19 protein-coding genes and 1 riboswitch are annotated in these 17,956 nt (G+C 41.8%); of the genes, 13 read left to right on the top strand and 6 right to left on the bottom strand.

From position 1 onward, the window contains the following. Positions 1 to 21 precede the first annotated feature (21 nt). The gene (galE, locus tag CWB78_RS04605) at positions 22 to 1,038 is read right to left on the bottom strand and encodes a UDP-glucose 4-epimerase GalE (RefSeq protein WP_138569808.1); all 1,017 of its coding nucleotides are present in this window, start codon (positions 1,036 to 1,038) and stop codon (positions 22 to 24) included. 251 nt (positions 1,039 to 1,289) lie between these two features. On the opposite strand from galE, the gene CWB78_RS04600 reads away from it, so the two are divergent. Then, positions 1,290 to 1,778, top strand: coding sequence for a DUF3016 domain-containing protein (locus tag CWB78_RS04600; protein ID WP_010390512.1), 489 nt, complete (start codon positions 1,290 to 1,292; stop codon positions 1,776 to 1,778). A gap of 53 nt (positions 1,779 to 1,831) precedes the next feature. Here the strand turns inward: CWB78_RS04600 and CWB78_RS04595 are convergent, their stop codons facing one another. Continuing rightward, positions 1,832 to 2,122, bottom strand: a complete 291-nt coding sequence (locus CWB78_RS04595; protein ID WP_010390514.1) for a hypothetical protein — start codon at positions 2,120 to 2,122, stop codon at positions 1,832 to 1,834. Positions 2,123 to 2,238: 116 nt separating this feature from the next. Between CWB78_RS04595 and CWB78_RS04590 the strand changes: the two genes are divergently transcribed. Further along, entirely contained in the window at positions 2,239 to 2,448 is a 210-nt protein-coding gene (locus tag CWB78_RS04590; RefSeq protein ID WP_008115467.1) for a hypothetical protein, read from the top strand. On the opposite strand, the gene epmB is transcribed toward CWB78_RS04590, so the two are convergent. After that, positions 2,445 to 3,458, bottom strand: coding sequence for an EF-P beta-lysylation protein EpmB (epmB, locus tag CWB78_RS04585; protein ID WP_010390516.1), 1,014 nt, complete (start codon positions 3,456 to 3,458; stop codon positions 2,445 to 2,447). The genes CWB78_RS04590 and epmB overlap by 4 nt on opposite strands. A 40-nt stretch (positions 3,459 to 3,498) precedes the next feature. Between epmB and efp the strand changes: the two genes are divergently transcribed. Both efp and epmA read left to right on the top strand, forming a co-directional pair. Then, entirely contained in the window at positions 3,499 to 4,065 is a 567-nt protein-coding gene (gene efp / locus CWB78_RS04580) for an elongation factor P (RefSeq protein ID WP_010390517.1), read from the top strand. 60 nt (positions 4,066 to 4,125) lie between these two features. Then, positions 4,126 to 5,100: an elongation factor P--(R)-beta-lysine ligase gene (gene epmA, locus CWB78_RS04575; protein ID WP_138594416.1), complete on the top strand. Its 975-nt coding sequence runs from the start codon at positions 4,126 to 4,128 to the stop codon at positions 5,098 to 5,100. A 102-nt stretch (positions 5,101 to 5,202) separates the two neighbouring features. Here epmA and CWB78_RS04570 read toward each other — a convergent pair whose 3' ends face one another. Next, a complete protein-coding gene (locus CWB78_RS04570) occupies positions 5,203 to 7,302 on the bottom strand; it encodes a TonB-dependent receptor (protein WP_109875426.1) in 2,100 nt (699 codons plus the stop codon). Between the two features lie 102 nt (positions 7,303 to 7,404). Here CWB78_RS04570 and CWB78_RS04565 point away from each other — a divergent pair, with 102 nt between their 5' ends. From CWB78_RS04565 to CWB78_RS04530, 8 genes are all read left to right on the top strand, one after another. After that, positions 7,405 to 7,803, top strand: a complete 399-nt coding sequence (locus tag CWB78_RS04565; protein WP_138594414.1) for an acyl-CoA thioesterase — start codon at positions 7,405 to 7,407, stop codon at positions 7,801 to 7,803. Between the two features lie 115 nt (positions 7,804 to 7,918). Further along, the gene (locus tag CWB78_RS04560) at positions 7,919 to 8,317 is read left to right on the top strand and encodes an META domain-containing protein (RefSeq protein WP_010390523.1); all 399 of its coding nucleotides are present in this window, start codon (positions 7,919 to 7,921) and stop codon (positions 8,315 to 8,317) included. Between the two features lie 98 nt (positions 8,318 to 8,415). Next, a riboswitch (TPP riboswitch) is annotated at positions 8,416 to 8,522 on the top strand. Positions 8,523 to 8,663: 141 nt separating this feature from the next. Beyond that, positions 8,664 to 10,616, top strand: coding sequence for a phosphomethylpyrimidine synthase ThiC (thiC, locus tag CWB78_RS04555; RefSeq protein ID WP_008115478.1), 1,953 nt, complete (start codon positions 8,664 to 8,666; stop codon positions 10,614 to 10,616). Between the two features lie 116 nt (positions 10,617 to 10,732). Next, positions 10,733 to 11,734: an FAD-dependent oxidoreductase gene (locus tag CWB78_RS04550; protein WP_138594412.1), complete on the top strand. Its 1,002-nt coding sequence runs from the start codon at positions 10,733 to 10,735 to the stop codon at positions 11,732 to 11,734. Between the two features lie 6 nt (positions 11,735 to 11,740). Then, the gene (gene thiS, locus CWB78_RS04545) at positions 11,741 to 11,935 is read left to right on the top strand and encodes a sulfur carrier protein ThiS (RefSeq protein ID WP_055012234.1); all 195 of its coding nucleotides are present in this window, start codon (positions 11,741 to 11,743) and stop codon (positions 11,933 to 11,935) included. 5 nt (positions 11,936 to 11,940) lie between these two features. Further along, entirely contained in the window at positions 11,941 to 12,732 is a 792-nt protein-coding gene (locus CWB78_RS04540; protein ID WP_008115481.1) for a thiazole synthase, read from the top strand. 21 nt (positions 12,733 to 12,753) lie between these two features. Beyond that, complete coding sequence (gene thiE / locus CWB78_RS04535) at positions 12,754 to 14,280, top strand: thiamine phosphate synthase (protein WP_055012232.1); 1,527 nt, start codon at positions 12,754 to 12,756, stop codon at positions 14,278 to 14,280. Continuing rightward, on the top strand, positions 14,264 to 15,061 hold the full coding sequence (locus CWB78_RS04530; RefSeq protein ID WP_138569813.1) for a HesA/MoeB/ThiF family protein: 798 nt from the start codon (positions 14,264 to 14,266) through the stop codon (positions 15,059 to 15,061). The genes thiE and CWB78_RS04530 overlap by 17 nt, the downstream gene beginning before the upstream one ends. Positions 15,062 to 15,153: 92 nt before the next feature. Here the strand turns inward: CWB78_RS04530 and asd are convergent, their stop codons facing one another. Both asd and rsgA read right to left on the bottom strand, forming a co-directional pair. Then, the gene (gene asd / locus CWB78_RS04525; protein WP_171040302.1) at positions 15,154 to 16,020 is read right to left on the bottom strand and encodes an archaetidylserine decarboxylase; all 867 of its coding nucleotides are present in this window, start codon (positions 16,018 to 16,020) and stop codon (positions 15,154 to 15,156) included. Between the two features lie 14 nt (positions 16,021 to 16,034). Further along, positions 16,035 to 17,093 carry a small ribosomal subunit biogenesis GTPase RsgA gene (gene rsgA, locus CWB78_RS04520; protein WP_138594410.1) on the bottom strand — a complete coding sequence of 353 codons (1,059 nt, stop codon included), beginning with the start codon at positions 17,091 to 17,093 and terminating at the stop codon, positions 16,035 to 16,037. A 122-nt stretch (positions 17,094 to 17,215) separates the two neighbouring features. On the opposite strand from rsgA, the gene orn reads away from it, so the two are divergent. Then, the gene (orn, locus tag CWB78_RS04515; protein WP_008465098.1) at positions 17,216 to 17,761 is read left to right on the top strand and encodes an oligoribonuclease; all 546 of its coding nucleotides are present in this window, start codon (positions 17,216 to 17,218) and stop codon (positions 17,759 to 17,761) included. Positions 17,762 to 17,956 lie beyond the last annotated feature (195 nt).

Raw genomic sequence — 17,956 nt, 5'->3', positions numbered from 1 at the left:
GCTGATAACTTAAAGAAGCCTTTATGACTTATATCCATTTGGATTATTTGATTGCCAGCGCCATGTATCTTGCATCATAACATCAATGCCGCGCTCGGCTTGCCAGCCTAGTTCACTAAGCGCTTTTTCTGGCGCAGCATAACAGGCTGCAATATCACCAGGGCGACGAGGTGACACCGCATAAGGGATAGCTTGGTCGCTAGCCTTAATAAACGCATTGACCATTTGTAATACTGAATAGCCGTTACCGGTACCAAGGTTATAAACAAGCGCACCGGTTTCTGCGGCTATTTTATCAAGTGCTTTTAAATGCCCTAGGGCTAAATCTACAACGTGAATGTAATCGCGAACACCAGTACCATCTACCGTGTCGTAATCATCGCCAAATATAGCGAGCTGCTTTAATTTACCAACCGCAACTTGTGAAATGAAAGGCAGTAAATTATTAGGAATGCCATTAGGATCTTCACCAATTAAACCTGACTCATGTGCACCAACAGGATTAAAGTAGCGCAAAATAGCAAACGCAAAGCGCTCATCTGATTTAGCGATATCTTGCAGCATCATTTCAACCATTAGTTTAGACGTACCATATGGGTTGGTTGTACCGCCAACGGGGAAGTCTTCGCGTATTGGTAAGCTTGCAGGGTCACCATAAACTGTTGCAGATGAGCTAAATACCAGTTTAAACACACCCGCGTCACGCATAGCATCAACTAGTGTTAATGTGCCTTGTACGTTATTTTGATAATACGCGATTGGTTTGGCTACCGACTCACCAACTGCTTTTAAACCTGCAAAATGAATTACACTATCAATGTTATGTTTTGCAAATACTGAGTCTAAAAAGGATTTATCTAAAATATCACCTTGATAAAAAGTAATTGCTTTACCGGTTATTTTTTTCACTCTCTCAAGTGACTCTTCAGAGGAGTTACTTAAGTTATCGATAACGATAACGTCGCTGCCTTGCTGTAAAAGTTCTAAAACGGTGTGTGAGCCAATATAGCCTGCGCCACCGGTTACTAAAATTGCCATGAATACTCCTTGGAAACCTCTGTTCAATTACCCTAATTTCACCATAAATAATGAGTTTTTACATGTATTATTTTATTTGCTTTGTAATAGTATGATCGTAAACCGTACTTTCGATTACATTTTGTGCAATTTTAATAACACCTCAGCGTAAAGATTAAGTTATAGTTCATATGTAATTGCTAAAGTGATGTATAGCGATTTGTAAAATATTCAATTGATCACAATGATCAAAATACTCGTTGGAGAAACGTATGAACTTAGTTAAAAAAATAGCAATGTTGATGTGTATTGCACTACCGAGTGTTGTTTGCGCGGGTGAGGCTCAAGTGAAATGGCATGACTTTAATGATTATCGCGATGTACGCCCATCAAACCAAACTAAAGGCTCATACCATAAGCAAATAGCCAAAAGTATTGATGAACACTTTGCAAAGCTCAGCGAGCAACTTCCTAAAAACTACAGTTTAAAAATTGAAGTAACCGATTTAGATTTAGCCGGAGACGTACGCTATGGCGGTGTTAACGAAATCCGAGTGGTTAAACCTATTCACTTTCCACGCATTGAATTTAATTATGTGCTTAGTGATGAAAGTGGCGTTGTCGCACAAGAAGATAACGTAAGCTTAAAAGATATGGGTTTTATGGATAAAATTAAAATGGGTCGAGATGAAGCATTTTACTACGAAAAACGCTTATTAACAGAGTGGTTTGGTGAACAAATTTTACCGCGTATTAAGTAACATAGCGCAAAACATCTGTGCAACAGATGTTTTGCGCAGTAAGCCCAGAGTGCTTACTTAAAGGTCGCTAACAAGGTTAGTAAGTTTTGTAGTTTAATAACTGCTTGTTTTAGCTTTTCTTCGTCTAAACCGTCGCTTGATAAGCTTTCTACATCTGCGGCAACGTCTAAAACGTAAGGCTTAAAGCGTTTAGCTTCAAAGCTAAATCCAGCGTCTTCGGCAAATAAGGCTTTAAATTTTCCGTGGCCTTGCTGTTGTAACTCATCGAGTTTTTTATCAGCATCAAGCGCCTGACGGTAAACAATTTTTAAGTTGGCGTTGAGTTGTTCAATTATAGAATCCATGGTTTTCCTAAAGCTTAGTGCAATGTTGCCGATAAATACTTAAGTGGGTTGGTAAAGTAATTTACCAATTCAGCGACTATAATACGTGTATTACATTTAAATGTCAGGTGTGAGTTATGAATATATCAGGTGGAAATCTACCTACAATCCCTGGTGCAGGCCAAGGCGCAGAGGTTTTAACTGCTGCTTTATCTAAAAAGCAACAGCAAGCTGATGGCGCCGCTGCACTTGCGCTTATTGAAGGTGCTACACAATCCTCAAGTGCGCAAACACCGGCTAAGTCGGTTACTGCAACACTTGGGAATAATGTAAACGTTTATGTTTAAACCAATTTGAGGTCAATAGGGGTTTTACTTTTTTGGCCCCCTATTTCTCTTACTAGTTTAGGCACTAAAAATCCTGGCAGGGCTTCTAAAAGCTCTGCCATTATTTTTATGGCCTGCGCCTCATCTATATCAAAATGACTTGCGCCTTCTACCTTATCCAGTAAGTGTAAGTAATAAGGCATTACGTCTGTATCAAACAAGGCTTCACTTAAGTTTATTTGCGCATCAACTGTATCGTTAACATCTTTTAAAATAACCGCCTGATTTAATAACAGTACATTGGCTTGTTTTAGCATGTTCATGGCGTTTTTAAAGTCATTATCTATTTCGTTAGCATGGTTAATATGGTTCACGAATATAATTTTTAGTGGTGACTTTGCTAATCTTTCACATAATTGTTCAGTAATGCGTGCAGGGATAACAACAGGTAAGCGGCTGTGTATGCGCATCCGTTTTATTTGTGGTATTTGCTCAAGCTCATCTAAAAACCAACTTATAGCATCGTCTTTGGCCATTAGTGGATCGCCACCACTTAAAATCACTTCGTTAATATTTTTATCAGCTTGTATATAGCTCAATGCATCAATAAGGCTGCGTTTATTTAACTGGTTTTCTTGATAAGGAAAATGGCGTCTAAAGCAGTAGCGGCAATTTACCGCACAACCAGTTTTAAACATGACTAAAACACGTGATTTATATTTATGTAACAGACCTGGTTGATTGTTATCTTGCTCAAGTAGCGGATCTTTATTAAACCCCGACTTAGTTAAAAATTCTTGATGGCGAGGCATAACTTGCAGCAATAAAGGATCATTTGCATCGCCATGACGAATTTTTTTTATAAAAGGCAATGGCACACGAACAGGAAACAAGCTACGAGCTTTTATGTCGTTTTCATGGACTTGGCTCGATAAACCAACCATTTCTAACAACACTTTTGGGCAGGTAACTACATTTGCTAATTCTTTTTGCCAGTTTTTATGCAAATTTGCTTCATTTCTTTGTATCATTGGCACGTAGATTACTCGAAAAATATAAATAGAGGAAACGATGGCGAATTATAGCACCAACGAGTTCAAGGGCGGCCTAAAAATTATGATGGACGGCGAACCTTGCAGTATCTTAGAAAATGAAATGGTAAAACCGGGTAAAGGCCAAGCGTTTAACCGTGTTCGTATCCGTAAGCTTATCTCTGGCAAGGTACTTGAAAAAACCTTTAAATCGGGTGAATCGGTTGAAGGTGCTGATGTAATGGATACCGATTTAGCGTACCTATATACAGACGGTGAATTTTGGCATTTCATGAACAATGAAACATTTGAACAAATCGCTGCTGACGAAAAAGCACTGGGCGATGCTGGAAAATGGTTAGTTGAAAACGATGTATGTACTATTACATTATGGAACGGCAGCCCAATTGCTGTAACTCCACCAAACTTTGTTGAGCTTGAGATCACTGAAACTGATCCGGGCCTTAAAGGTGATACAGCGGGCACGGGTGGTAAACCAGCAACGCTTAGCACAGGTGCTGTAGTACGTGTTCCATTATTCGTACAAATTGGCGAAGTGATTAAAGTAGACACTCGTAATGGTGAATACGTGAGCCGTGTTAAGTAAGCAGCAACGCGTCTTATTAATTAAATCCCGGCTTAAGCTGGGATTTTTTTTGGAGAAAATATGTCAGCAGATCTTTGGAAGCCGAGTGCCAGCATAGAAATACTTAAGCAACGCGCAGCAATTATGCGCAGCATTCGGGAATTCTTTTATGAGCGTAATGTAATGGAAGTCGAAACACCGAGTTTAAGTGCTGCCAGTGTAACCGATGTGCATTTAGCCAGCTTTAATACTACATTTGTGGGCCCAGGCCATGCTGGTGGGCTACCCCTGTTTTTGCAAACATCTCCAGAGTTTGCGATGAAACGCTTGTTAGCGGCCGGCTCAGGCGCTATTTTTCAGCTTTGTAAGGCATTTCGAAATGAAGAAGCGGGCAGTCATCATAATCCTGAATTTACTATGCTTGAATGGTATCGGCCTGGGTTTGACGAATTTGCTTTAATGGACGAAATAGATGAGCTAATGCAGCTCATTCTTGAGGTTGCTCCTGCAGAGCGCGTTACCTACCAAAAGGCATTTGAACGCGCGTTAGGGGTCGATCCATTAACTGCCTCTATCACGCAGTTACAACAACTCGCATGCGAACATGGCTTTGCTGATATTGCTAAAAACGAGACTCATAAAGATACCTTGCTGCAATTATTATTTTGTATGAAAGTAGAGCCAACAATAGGACAAGATAAGCCATGTTTTGTGTATCACTTTCCGGCATCACAAGCGGCACTGGCACAAATTTGTGAACACGATGAGCGAGTAGCAGGGCGTTTTGAGTTGTATTATAAAAATATGGAACTGGCTAACGGCTTTAATGAGCTCACTAATGCTAAAGAACAAGCAAAAAGGTTTAACGAAGATAACGCCTATCGTGCTGCTAACGGTTTAAAGCAAGTTCCTATGGATACGCGTTTAATTGCGGCATTGGAACATGGTTTAGAGCAATGTGCGGGGGTTGCATTGGGGATTGATAGGCTCGTCATGCAAGCAACCAATAAACAAAAAATAAAAGAAGTGATTGCGTTTGATGTGGCAAGAGCTTGAAGCAGCTAATAGCTTTTAGCGGTCAGCTATCAGATAAAAAAACACCGCGTTTGCACTAAACGCGGTGTTTTTTTATCTCTAACTGACAACTGGTTCGCTGTATTACAGATTAAGCGTAAACGTAACGCCGGCCACACGTGGCTCACCTAGTTGAATGTAAGTTTGACTTGTATAACCATCTAACGGGTTGTTACCAAATTCAAAACCGCGAGTTGGAACGGTTTCATCAAACACATTACGTGCCCATGCACGAACAGCCCAGTTTTCTGCTTCGTAACCAAGGCTCGCATTTACTAAGTTTGTATTTGGAGCTTGTGCATTATGGCTGTCTGAGAAGTAATAATCGTCTTTGCCTTCAACGCCTAACATTGCATATAGCTCATCAGTAACATTGTAGCGTGCACTAAATGCGTATTGATATTTAGGCGCTTGTGCTTGCTCGCGGCCATCTTGGTTTAAGCCCGATTTAGTGACAAAGTCGTTTATTTTCGTATCTAAATAGCCAGCACTACCGCTAATGAGTAAATTATCAGTAAGTAAGTAGCTGCCTTCAATTTCAAGACCGTAGTTGCTGCCAGAGCTGGCATTGGCGACATAACCGGTAAATTGTTGATCTGATACTTGCCACGACTTTAATTGAATATTATCGCGGTGCATATAAAACGCCGCTAAGCGCAGGGTAAACTTGTCATCTAGCGATGAACCTTTAACGCCAAACTCACCACTCCACAAGTACTCTGGATCAAAGCTGGTATGCTGTTTGAAAAAATCAGCATCTAAGCTTAAACCTTCATCTTTTGCTTTTGCTAGCGCTTCTGAATTAATACCACCAGCTTTGTAACCGCGGGTGATACTGGTGTAAATCATGGTACGGTCAATAACTTGGTATTCAAGTGCAATTTTACCACCGAGCATAATATCGTCAGTTTCTTCAATAAAACCGTTACTATCGGTGTAATCTCCTTGATATTGCTCAACTCGTAAACCAGTAATAAGCGTAGTTTTTGGGCCAATTGCTGTGGCTAATTGGCCATAAGCTGCAATGTTATTAGTTTCATAGGTTGAAGCAAATGGGTTGGCTAACCACGTATATTGACGCTCTAAATCCACATCACGGTTTTGATAGTAAATACCCGCAACCCAGTTACCTGCTTTACCAGTAAATTGCAGATCGAGCGCTTGATCATCACGATCGCGGCTATAAATATCTGTTGAACTATAACCATCAGGATGTAAACCGGCGGCACATAATTGCGGCTTATTAGTATCGTTACACACCCAGTCTTCATCAAAGCTATAAAAAAGTTCTGTATCAATGGCTGAAAGGTTTAAGTTGACATCAAAGGCATCAAAACCAGTGTAAGTATTATTCAGGCCAATAGCATAACTTTGTTGATTATCTTCGCCTGGTTGATCAGCAAGGCTGTTGCGAGAATTATCAAGAGTAAATGCATCGTAGCCGTTATTAATATCAATATAATGCAGGTTAAGTTCTGAATTTAAATGAGCTGTGAGTTGGCTGTTTAATTTAAAGCGTGCAACTTGCTCATCTTGATCTTGAGTGGGTTTATCTAAATAAAGGTTGTCTACGTAGCCGTCAGACTTTCTGCGAAAGTAGCTAACGCGGGCACTGGTGTCATCTGTTAAACCGGTACTAGCAGCAAGGCCTGCTTCGTGGCTGTTATAAGTGCCAGCGCCTAAATGTAATTTTAAGCTAGGATCGCTGGTTGCACTAGCTGATTGCATTTGGATCATGCCCGCCATGCCATCTGCACCAAAACGTGTACCTTGAGGACCGCGATAAATTTCTACTTGGTCAATATCAAATAATAATGAACTACCACCTAAGCCTGAATAATTAATACCGTCAATTACTAAGCCCACAGATGGATTTATCGGATCAACAAACTGCGAGCGTAAACCGACACCGCGAATTTGAATATAACGACCGCGAGACGCACCAGCAGCAAAGTTTACATTGGCTGCACTGGCTAACATTTCGTCTAAATACGTTGCCCCACGTTGATTCATTTCATTTTCAGAAAATAAGCTGGCACTGGCGCTTAATGTTTGAATGCTTTCTTGCTGAAAGTCACCGGTAACAATGATTTTCTCTAGTTCGGTGTCATCTGCGTTAGCATATATAGGTGCTGCGAGCAGGGGTAATAACGTGGCTGTAATTAAAGACAAACGTAAGTTCATTAGGTTACTTAACTCCATTTTAGGGACTTGTATGGTAGCAATTATTTCAACACTTGTGCTATAAACGCGGCAATTATACGTTAAATAATTGGGATTACTAATATGACCTTTAAAGTAGACTTTAAGGTACGCGACTACGAATGTGACTTACAAGGTATTGTGAATAACAGTGTTTATTTTAATTATCTTGAGCACGCTCGCCACGAGTTTCTATACGCACACGGCGTTGATTTTGCACAACTTGCGAAAGATAAAATTAACTTAGTGGTGATACGCAGTGAAATGGATTACAAACATTCCCTATTGCCTGGGGATGAGTTTTATGTGGCGGTAGAGCCTGTGCGTATTAGTCGTCTTAAGTTTGCATTTAAACAAACGGTAGTGCGCAAACTAGATGAAAAAGTGATGCTCAATGCCTTAGTTATTGGTACATCGGTTAATGAGAAAGGTCGTCCATTTTTACCACCACAGATAGATAACTTATTCCACGCCGTTGCATAGTGCTAAATAGCGTAACTTTTAAACAAAAATTTACATTTAAAATATGCATTTTTAACGGATAAACCTGACAAATATTGATACTATTACATTAATTAGACAATAAGTTAGTAGTAACATGAAATTAGCAGCAATACCGATGCTCGTAATCGGTTTATGTGTTGGTTGCGCATCAACAGGGACAGTTACCACTGAGCAGCTAAAATATACACAATGGCAATTATCAAAGGTTGATGATTTGGCTATTCCCGCGTCCTTTAAAGCATCAATGAGTTTTATAGAAGCGCTACAAATAAACGGCTTTGCCGGATGTAATAAGTTTTTTGGTGAAGGCTCACTTGAAGACAGTAGCCTGAGCGTAAGCAAATTAGGTATGACACGTAAATCATGTGGCCCTGAACTGGATGAGTTTGAACAACAGTTTTTACAAGCTCTGCAGCAAGGTGCAGTGCTTAACATGCAAGACCAAACATTGGTAATGCAAGCTGAACAAAAATTTGTGTTTATCCCAAAATAATTTTTGAGTTTTGAAAAACAGCCCCTTGCAGGGAATTTTCAACTGACGTACACTCATCGCAGATTTGATCAAAACATTATCAAATCAACGAAAAATTCAAATACTTGTCGGAGTGCCTAAGTTTTATTTAGGCTGAGATCGCGAAAGCGGGATCCGTGAACCTGATCAGGTTAATACCTGCGTAGGGAACAAGCTGCCTAACTAGGACGCTTGTGCGTCTTTTTTTATGCGCACAAAAAAGCAACATCCGTCTTAGGCCGCAAAGTCGCATAAAGCTACTTTACGATCTTTCTCTATTCCTCAGCGGAATATCTGACAAGACAACCCTTTAGCAATGAGGTAAGTCATGTCAAATACAACAAATAAAGCTACTCGCCGTGAAACTCGTGCGGCCGCATCAGATTATATTTATAACCTTACAGGGCAACCATTCCCAAGTTCCCATAAAGTATACGTTGCAGGTAGCCAGCAAGGCGTACGTGTGGGTATGCGTGAAATCACATTGAGCGATACTTTTATTGGTGGTGATGAACAAAACCCAGTGTATGAGTCAAATGCACCACTGCGTGTTTACGATACATCAGGCCCGTATACCGATCCTGAATTTAAATTGGATGTGCGCAAGGGACTTAATAAATACCGTGAACAATGGATTGAGAGCCGTAATGATACCGAAGTACTCGAGTCGGTAACCTCACAGTTTGCACAGCAGCGTATGGCTGATGATGGGCTAGATCATATTCGCTTTGAACACCTTCCAAAAATACGCCGTGCAAAAGCGGGTAAAAATGTCACCCAAATGCATTATGCTCGCCAAGGGATAGTCACCCCAGAAATGGAATATGTAGCGATACGTGAAAACATGGGGCGTGCGCAAATACGTGAAGAGTTATTAGCTGCGCAGCATAAAGGGGAGTCGTTTGGCGCGAGTATCCCTGAGTTTATTACTCCTGAATTTGTTCGCGATGAAATTGCTCGTGGACGCGCTATTTTGCCTAACAATATTAATCACCCAGAAACCGAGCCTATGATTGTTGGTCGTAACTTTTTAGTTAAAGTTAACGCCAATATAGGTAATTCATCAGTGGGCTCATCTATCGAAGAAGAAGTTGAAAAAATGGTGTGGTCAACCCGCTGGGGTGCTGACACCGTAATGGATTTATCAACAGGACGTTACATTCACGAAACCCGTGAATGGCTGGTACGTAATTCACCAGTACCTATCGGTACTGTTCCAATTTACCAAGCACTTGAAAAAGTAAATGGCGTAGCAGAAGACCTAACTTGGGAAATATTTCGCGACACCCTAATTGAACAAGCAGAGCAAGGCGTTGATTACTTTACCATTCATGCTGGTGTGCTGCTACGTTATGTGCCAATGACAGCAAAACGTGTAACCGGTATTGTGTCACGTGGTGGCTCAATTATGGCTAAATGGTGTTTAGCGCACCATAAAGAAAACTTCTTATACACTCACTTTGAAGATATTTGTGAAATTTTAAAACAATACGATGTGTGTTTTTCACTAGGGGACGGTTTACGTCCGGGTTCTATTGCCGATGCGAACGATGAAGCGCAATTTAGTGAGCTGCGTACCTTAGGGGAACTGACTAAAATAGCTTGGAAGCATGATGTACAAGTGTTCATAGAAGGCCCTGGACATGTGCCTATGCATATGATCAAAGCCAATATGGATGAGCAACTTAAACATTGCGATGAAGCGCCATTTTATACCTTAGGCCCACTGACCACAGATATTGCTCCTGGGTATGATCATATTACCTCGGGTATTGGTGCAGCGCAGATTGCTTGGTATGGCTGTGCTATGTTGTGTTACGTAACACCTAAAGAGCATTTAGGTTTGCCAAATAAAGAAGACGTTAAAGAAGGCCTTATTACCTACAAAATTGCCGCTCATGCCGCCGATTTAGCGAAAGGTCACCCAGGTGCACAAGAGCGAGATAACGCGCTATCAAAAGCGCGCTTTGAATTTAGATGGCATGACCAGTTTAATATTGGTTTAGACCCTGTTCGCGCCCGTGAATATCATGATGAAACACTGCCGCAAGAATCAGGCAAAGTTGCGCATTTTTGTTCTATGTGTGGCCCTAAATTTTGTTCCATGAAAATAACCCAAGAAGTACGCGACTACGCCAAAGATCTAGAAGCGCGCGGTATTGATCCTAATAATGTGGGTGATGCCATTGAAATCAAAATGGTTGATGTTGAGGCCGAGATGAAAGCCAAATCTGAAGAGTTTAAGCAAACAGGCTCAGAGATTTACCATAAAGCGCTGTAGCACAGCTTTCAGTTATTAGCTGTCAGCTATCAGCGATAAAGTAAGCAGCGTAGAGGCAAGAGTTGCTTTACTGACAGCTGAAAGCTGGTGGCTATGAGCTACATTTAGGAGTGTTTATGTTTTATAACATTGCTGTGGTGGGCTTTGGTTTAGCAGGGCGGTTGGCCGCGCTTGAGTTAAGTAAGCAACATCGTGTTACCGTATTTGAAGCCGATGATGAACATACTCAGAACAGTGCCGGTAAAGTGGCAGCAGCGATGCTAGCCCCCCTAGCTGAGTCTGTTATGTGCGAACGTGAATTGGCTTTAATGGGAGTGGATTCTATTACTCGATGGCCTGCTATTTTAGAACAACTAAATAGCGAGGTGTTTTTTCAACAGCAAGGTACCCTAGTGGTTGCTCATCCGCAGGATAAAGGCGACTTACAAAGCTTTGCACAGCGAATCAAGCCGTTACTAAATTTTAGTGCTCAAGCAATTAATGCACAGCAAATTGAGCAACTAGAACCTGAACTGGCTGGTCGATTTAGCCAAGGCCTATTTTTGCCCGGTGAAGCGCAGATAGATAACCAAGCCTTTTACAAAGCCAGCTTTAGGTTGCTAAATAAGCGCAAAGTAAAGTTTGTATTTAATCAGCGCGCCAGCATCTTTGATAACAAAGTGAATAATCGAGAGTTTGATTACATTATTGATTGCAGAGGGCTTGGAGCCAAACAAGAACAGCCCCTTCGAGGCGTGCGCGGGGAAGTGGCAAGACTCTATGCACCCGAGGTTAATTTATCTCGGCCAGTGAGGTTAATGCATCCGCGTTATCCTATTTATATAGTACCTAAGCCGAATCATGAATATGTGATTGGTGCCACCGAAATTGAGTCTCAAGATAATGGGGCAGCAACGGTGCGTTCAACGTTGGAGTTACTTTCAGCCGCTTATACAGTGCACAGCGGTTTTGCCGAGGCTCGACTGTTAAATATTCAAACCGGGCTTCGCCCTGCGTTTAGCGATAACTGCCCACAAGTTACACAACTGGGGCAGGTAATTAGTATTAATGGATTATACCGCCATGGCTACATGCTCGCGCCGAGTTTAGTTGCTGATGCTGTTGCCAGAATAGAGTGAGGAATGATGGATATAATAATTAATGGTAAAGCGCTCACCCTAACAAGTAGCGAACTAAAACAGTGTTTAATTGAGTATGGTGCTAAAGCACCGTTTGCAGTAGCCATTAATGGCCAGTTTATACCTCAAGAGCAACATGCTAACTACACACTTAATGATGGTGATTGCATTGATGTGTTATCTCCGATTCAAGGAGGGTAACCATTATGTTACCTCCCGATAATATCACTATTTATGGCGAGCAATTTTCAAGTAGATTACTGATTGGCTCTGCGCTTTACCCATCTCCCGCGACGATGACTAAAGCAATTAATGCTTCAGGAGCGGATATTGTTACTGTGTCTTTACGTCGCCAGCAAAGCGCAGCTGCAGGAGATGATTTTTGGCAACTTATAAAGAATACAGGGCTCAAAGTTTTACCTAACACAGCAGGATGCCACAGTGTTAAAGAGGCCATTAATTTAGCTAAAATGTGTCGAGAAGTATTTGCTACCGATTGGATAAAGCTGGAATTAATTGGCGATGACTATAACTTACAGCCAGATCCTTTTGCTCTGCTTGAAGCCACTGAGATTTTAATTAAAGATGGGTTTAAAGTACTGCCTTACTGTACCGATGACTTAGTGCTTTGCCAACGTTTAGATGAATTAGGCTGCGAGGTGCTAATGCCATGGGGCGCGCCAATTGGTACCGGTAAGGGATTATTAAATAGTTATAACTTAAAGGCGATACGGGAGCGTTTACCTAACAGCACATTAATTGTTGATGCTGGGTTAGGTTTACCATCGCATGCCTGCCAAGCCTTAGAATTAGGGTATGATGCGGTATTATTAAATTCAGCCATAGCGGGCGCAGGTTGCCCTATTACCATGGGACGTGCATTTAAAGCAGCGGTTGAAGCAGGGCGCTTTGCTTATAACGCCAAAGCAATGCCAGAAAAAGACGTTGCGGCCCCATCAACCCCCACAATGGGTATGCCATTTTGGCATCAAACGTAAAAAATTAGGAAGTAGGTCATTATGAACAATGTAGTATGGACGATTGCGGGCTCAGACTCCGGCGGTGGCGCAGGTATTCAAGCTGATATTAAAGCAATGCAAAGCTTTGGTGTGCACGGTTGTACTGCGATTACCGCACTAACAGCACAAAACAGTTTAGGTGTTGAGGCGATTAATGCCGTCTCTACTGATGTGATTGAGTCGCAGTTATTGGCACTCGAAAAAGACATGAAAGCCAAAGTAATTAAAATTGGTATGTTAGCTAACGTGCAGCAAATTCAATTGATCAGTGAGCATATTAGCCATTACAAAGCGAAGTGGCCAACCCCGCCGGTGATTGTGTACGATCCTGTGGCTATTGCTTCAAGCGGCGATTTACTCACAGAAGAAGACACTGTAAGCGCGATTAAAGAATGCCTATTACCGCTGGTGGATGTAATTACCCCTAATACCCATGAAACACAGTTATTAACAGGTGTGTATTTAATTGGCCCCGCAGCAATTAAAGAAGCAGCAAGCAAACTAATGGCATGGGGTGCCAAAGCGGTGGTTATAAAAGGCGGGCATTGGGATTACCCAAGTGGTTACTGTATTGATTACTGCTCACAAGGTAGTGAACAGTACTGGTTGGGTAATGAAAAAATTCAGGTTCCGCACAATCATGGCACTGGCTGTAGTATGGCGTCTGTTATTGCTGCATGCCTTGCAAAGGACTATCCGTTAAAAGATGCGTTTATTTTAGCTAAAGCCTATATAAACCAAGGTTTAAAGCAATCAGTTCGCTATGGCGAGGGGATAGGGCCGGTTGCACAAACGTCGTTTCCGACTGACCTAGCGCATTACCCTCAAGTGATTGAAGCGGGTAGTTGGTTGGGTGATGAACTAGATTTTGATGTACCGCTTGATTTTAATATGGCAGCTGACTTTGCTGCGTGTGAAAGCAAAGCGCTTGGCGCTTATGCGGTAGTCGATAGTGTAGAGTGGTTAGAAAAATGCTTACAAAATGGTATTAAAACAGCGCAGTTAAGAGTTAAAAATAAAAGCGAAGATGAGCTGGAACAATTAGTCGCAAGCGCGGTCGCTTTGGGTCAGCAATACAGTGCGCATGTGTTTATTAACGATTACTGGCAGCTGGCAATTAAACATGGCGCCTATGGTGTGCATTTAGGACAAGAAGACTTAGAGAGCGCAAATTTAGCGGCTATAAAAGAAGCAGGCCTGCGACTTGGGCTTTCTACCCATGGCTTTTATGAAATGCTTCGGGCGCATAATTACCGCCCAAGCTACATGGCCTTTGGCGCGATTTACCCTACCACCACCAAAGACATGGCAGGGCAAATTCAAGGGCTTGAAAAGCTAACTCGATTTGTGCCATTAATGCAAAGTTATCCTACTGTGGCTATTGGTGGAATTGATTTAAATAGGGCGCAAGAGGTTGCTAAAACTGGCGTGGGCAGTGTAGCCGTGGTACGTGCTATTACCGAGGCTGATGATTATGTAGAGGCAATCAATACCTTAAAATCGGTGATAAATGAGAATGCCTGCTAACATGCAAACGCAGCAGCTCAGCGACAAAGAAACTCTACGTTATAGCCGCCACTTATTATTAAAAGAGGTGGGGCTTGAGGGGCAGTTAACACTTAAAGCGGCAACCGTTGCTGTGGTAGGTGCAGGTGGACTAGGAAGTCCTGCGCTACTTTATTTAGCAGCTGCTGGTATTGGCACACTAATATTAATTGATGACGATACCGTTGAACTCTCTAATTTACAGCGGCAAATACTGTATAAAGTGAATCACTTAGGGCAGCAAAAAGTAAATGCAGCAGGGAAGGTGCTTGCGAGCCTTAACAATCAAATAAACATAGTGACTCACTCGCAAAAGTTGAGCGATGCTAACAGTGATGCACTATTCAGTAACGCCGATATCGTACTTGATTGCTCTGATAACTTTGCGACTCGTTACACCGTCAATCGTTTTTGCGTAAACAACAAAACACCACTAATTTCTGCAGCAGCGCTAGCAACCCAAGGGCAATTAATGGGCTTTGACTTTAGGCAAACAGATAGCCCTTGCTATGGCTGCGTATTCCCACAAAATGATGCTAACCCTGTTGTTAATTGCGACAATGCGGGCGTTATTAGTCCCTTACTTGGTGTAATTGGCTCTATGCAGGCACAGCTAACTCTTAATATGTTGTTAGGTCATTGTGGTGGGAGTATGTTTATAACCTTTGACGCATTAAGCTTAAAGCAACAGCATTTTAAGATGGCTAAAAATTTAGCGTGTAGAGAGTGCGCAAGTGTGAGTAAAGAACAGCTTCGCTTTTAACCTGAGCAAGCTCTTCGTCTACAAAAAAACACCGCGTTCAATACAATAAACGCGGTGCTTTTTAATTTCGATCTGACAACTGGTACTATTTATTAATCATCAATTTTTGCAAACGCAGTGCCTAAACGAGTTACCGTTTCAGGGCGTTGATCATCAAAAATATCGGCTTTATCTGCACCCCATGCAAGCACAACTGTTGAGCCTAATTTAAAGCGGCCCATTTCTTCCCCTTTCTTAAGGGTGATCGCGTTTTCGCCTTTAGTTGGGTAGTTCCAGCTAAACACATCGCTGCCAGCTGGTGGAGTGACTGTGCCAGCCCAAATAGTTTCTATGCTAGCAACAATTGTTGCGCCTACAAGGACCATAGCAAGCGGGCCAATTTCAGTTTCAAAAATTGCTACTACACGCTCGTTACGGGCAAATAAATTCGGTACGTTTTGCGCGGTAAGTGGATTTACCGAAAATAAATCGCCCGGTACGTAAATCATTTTGCTTAACGTGCCATCAATTGGCATATGAATACGGTGGTAGTCTTTTGGCGCCAAGTAAATAGTTGCAAATTTACCGCCTAAAAACGGTGTTGTGTCGTCTTGTGAGCCACCTAGCAACGCTTGTAAGCTGTAATCATGACCTTTAGCTTGGATTAGTTGGCCGTCAACAATATCGCCAAGCTGGCTGATTGCGCCGTCAACAGGGTGAATAATAATATCCTCATCTTCAACCATAGGACGAGCACCGTCTTTTAACGGACGGGTAAAAAATTCATTAAAAGTTTTATAATGAGCTGGATCAGAATATTTAGCCTCACTCATATTTATTTTGTATTGTTTAATGAATAATTTAATTAATGTTGTTGTTAATGCGCCCGCTTTTGCAGCTGCAAGCTTACCTACTACACGAGAAATAAAGTGCTTTGGCATAGCATATTGCATGGCGATTTTAAATTTATCTAAACTCACAGGTTTTTCCCTAATTATACGCGAGGCGCACGCGCGCCGGCACGGCCATCGGCCATGGTTTCTAAAATACGATGATAGCTTTCAAAACGTAACTTTGAGATATCGCCATCAGCGACTGCTTGCTGAATTATACAGCCTGGATCGTTTAAGTGTTTACAGTCTCTAAAACGGCACCCACCTATAAACTCTCTAAATTCTTTAAAGCACCAAGTGACTCGTTCAACATCTAAATGCCATAAACCAAACTCACGAATACCCGGAGAGTCAATTAAGTTACCGCCACTTGGTAAATGATGCAGACGCGATACTGTGGTGGTGTGCTGGCCTAGACCGCTGTTTTCAGACACTTCTTTAGTCAAAATTTCAGCATCCGGCAGCACTGTGTTAACTAAGGTAGATTTACCCACACCACTTTGGCCAACAAAAATATTGTTTTTTCCTACAAGTACTTCTTTTAATTCATTAATGCCTTCGCCGGTTATATTACTAACTAGCAGCACCTGGTAATTAAGTTTACGGTAAATATCGAGTATTTGTTGTATGTCGTTTAAGCCAGCTTCATCAATTAAATCAATTTTATTAAGCACTAAAATCGGCTCAATGCCCATGTCTTCGCAGGCAATTAAATAGCGGTCGATAATGCTTGGCGTAAACTCAGGCAATACTGCTGATACCATTAAAATTTGGTCTATATTCGCGGCAATAACTTTTACACCGTCGTAAAAATCAGGGCGCGTTAACTGTGAACGACGTTCTTGAGTTGCTTCAATAACACCTGCTAAATCGCCTTCACTTACTTTTGCACGACGAAATAATACCTCATCGCCACATACTAAATTTGATACGGTACGGCGAATATTACAGCGAAGAACATCGCCATTTTGGGTTTCTACGTCGGCATGTTGCCCAAAGCGGCTAATAACAATCGCATTTTCCACTTGACCTAAATTATCTGCTTGCCACTCTTGCGCGCCGACTTTTGCCGGTTTTTTATCGGCATTCGATAAACGCTTTTGATGATTGGCCTTGATCCTACGGGATTGGCCTTTACTTAATTTTTTCTGTTTTGCCACTTGAGGCCTATAACCTGAGTTAAATGCCGAGTTTGCCAAAAAAAGCTTTAGCTCGACGGTTGATGCTAATATGATATATCGAAATGCGTTGGATCTAAAGAAAAGCACCGTTTAAGGTAATTATGACTATTAATAAATCAAATTTAATTTGGCTCGATCTGGAAATGACCGGACTTGAACCAGAGACTGACAAAATACTTGAAATTGCAACTGTTGTCACTGACGCTGATCTGAATATATTAGCCGAAGGGCCAACGATTGCCATTCATCAAAGTGATGAACTACTGGATGGCATGGATGAGTGGTGTACAACTCAGCATGGCAAATCTGGATTAACGGCACGCTGTAAGGCAAGCACGTTTAATGAAGCTTATGCCGTGGAACAAACTCTCGCGTTTTTAAAGCAATGGGTGCCAGCGGGTGCTTCACCTATGTGTGGTAACTCGATAGGCCAAGACCGTCGCTTTATGAATAAGTATATGCGCGAGCTTGAAGACTTTTTTCATTACCGTAATTTAGATGTCAGTACCATTAAAGAACTTGCTCGTCGTTGGAAACCAGATGTGTTGGCTCAAGTGAATAAAAAAGGGTCGCATTTAGCGTTAGACGACATTAAAGATTCGATTATGGAATTAAAGGTTTACCGAGAAAAGTTTTTTAATTTATAAAAAATACTTGCAAAGCCCCCTAATTATTGTAGAATCCTGCCCCGCTCAAGACGATAACCCCCGCGGGGTTAGTGTGTTTGGGCTTTGACTTTTTGAATGCGGCACTAGCTCAGTTGCCAGAATGTAGGACGCGACCTGTCGCGCACCAACGGACAAATTACTGACTATTTTGAAAATGCGGCACTAGCTCAGTTG

The organism is Pseudoalteromonas sp. S1612 (assembly GCF_005887175.1).
GTDB lineage: Bacteria > Pseudomonadota > Gammaproteobacteria > Enterobacterales > Alteromonadaceae > Pseudoalteromonas > Pseudoalteromonas undina.
The sequence above is the reverse complement of the archived record's forward strand: the minus strand, read 5'-3'. Positions and strand labels throughout refer to the sequence as shown.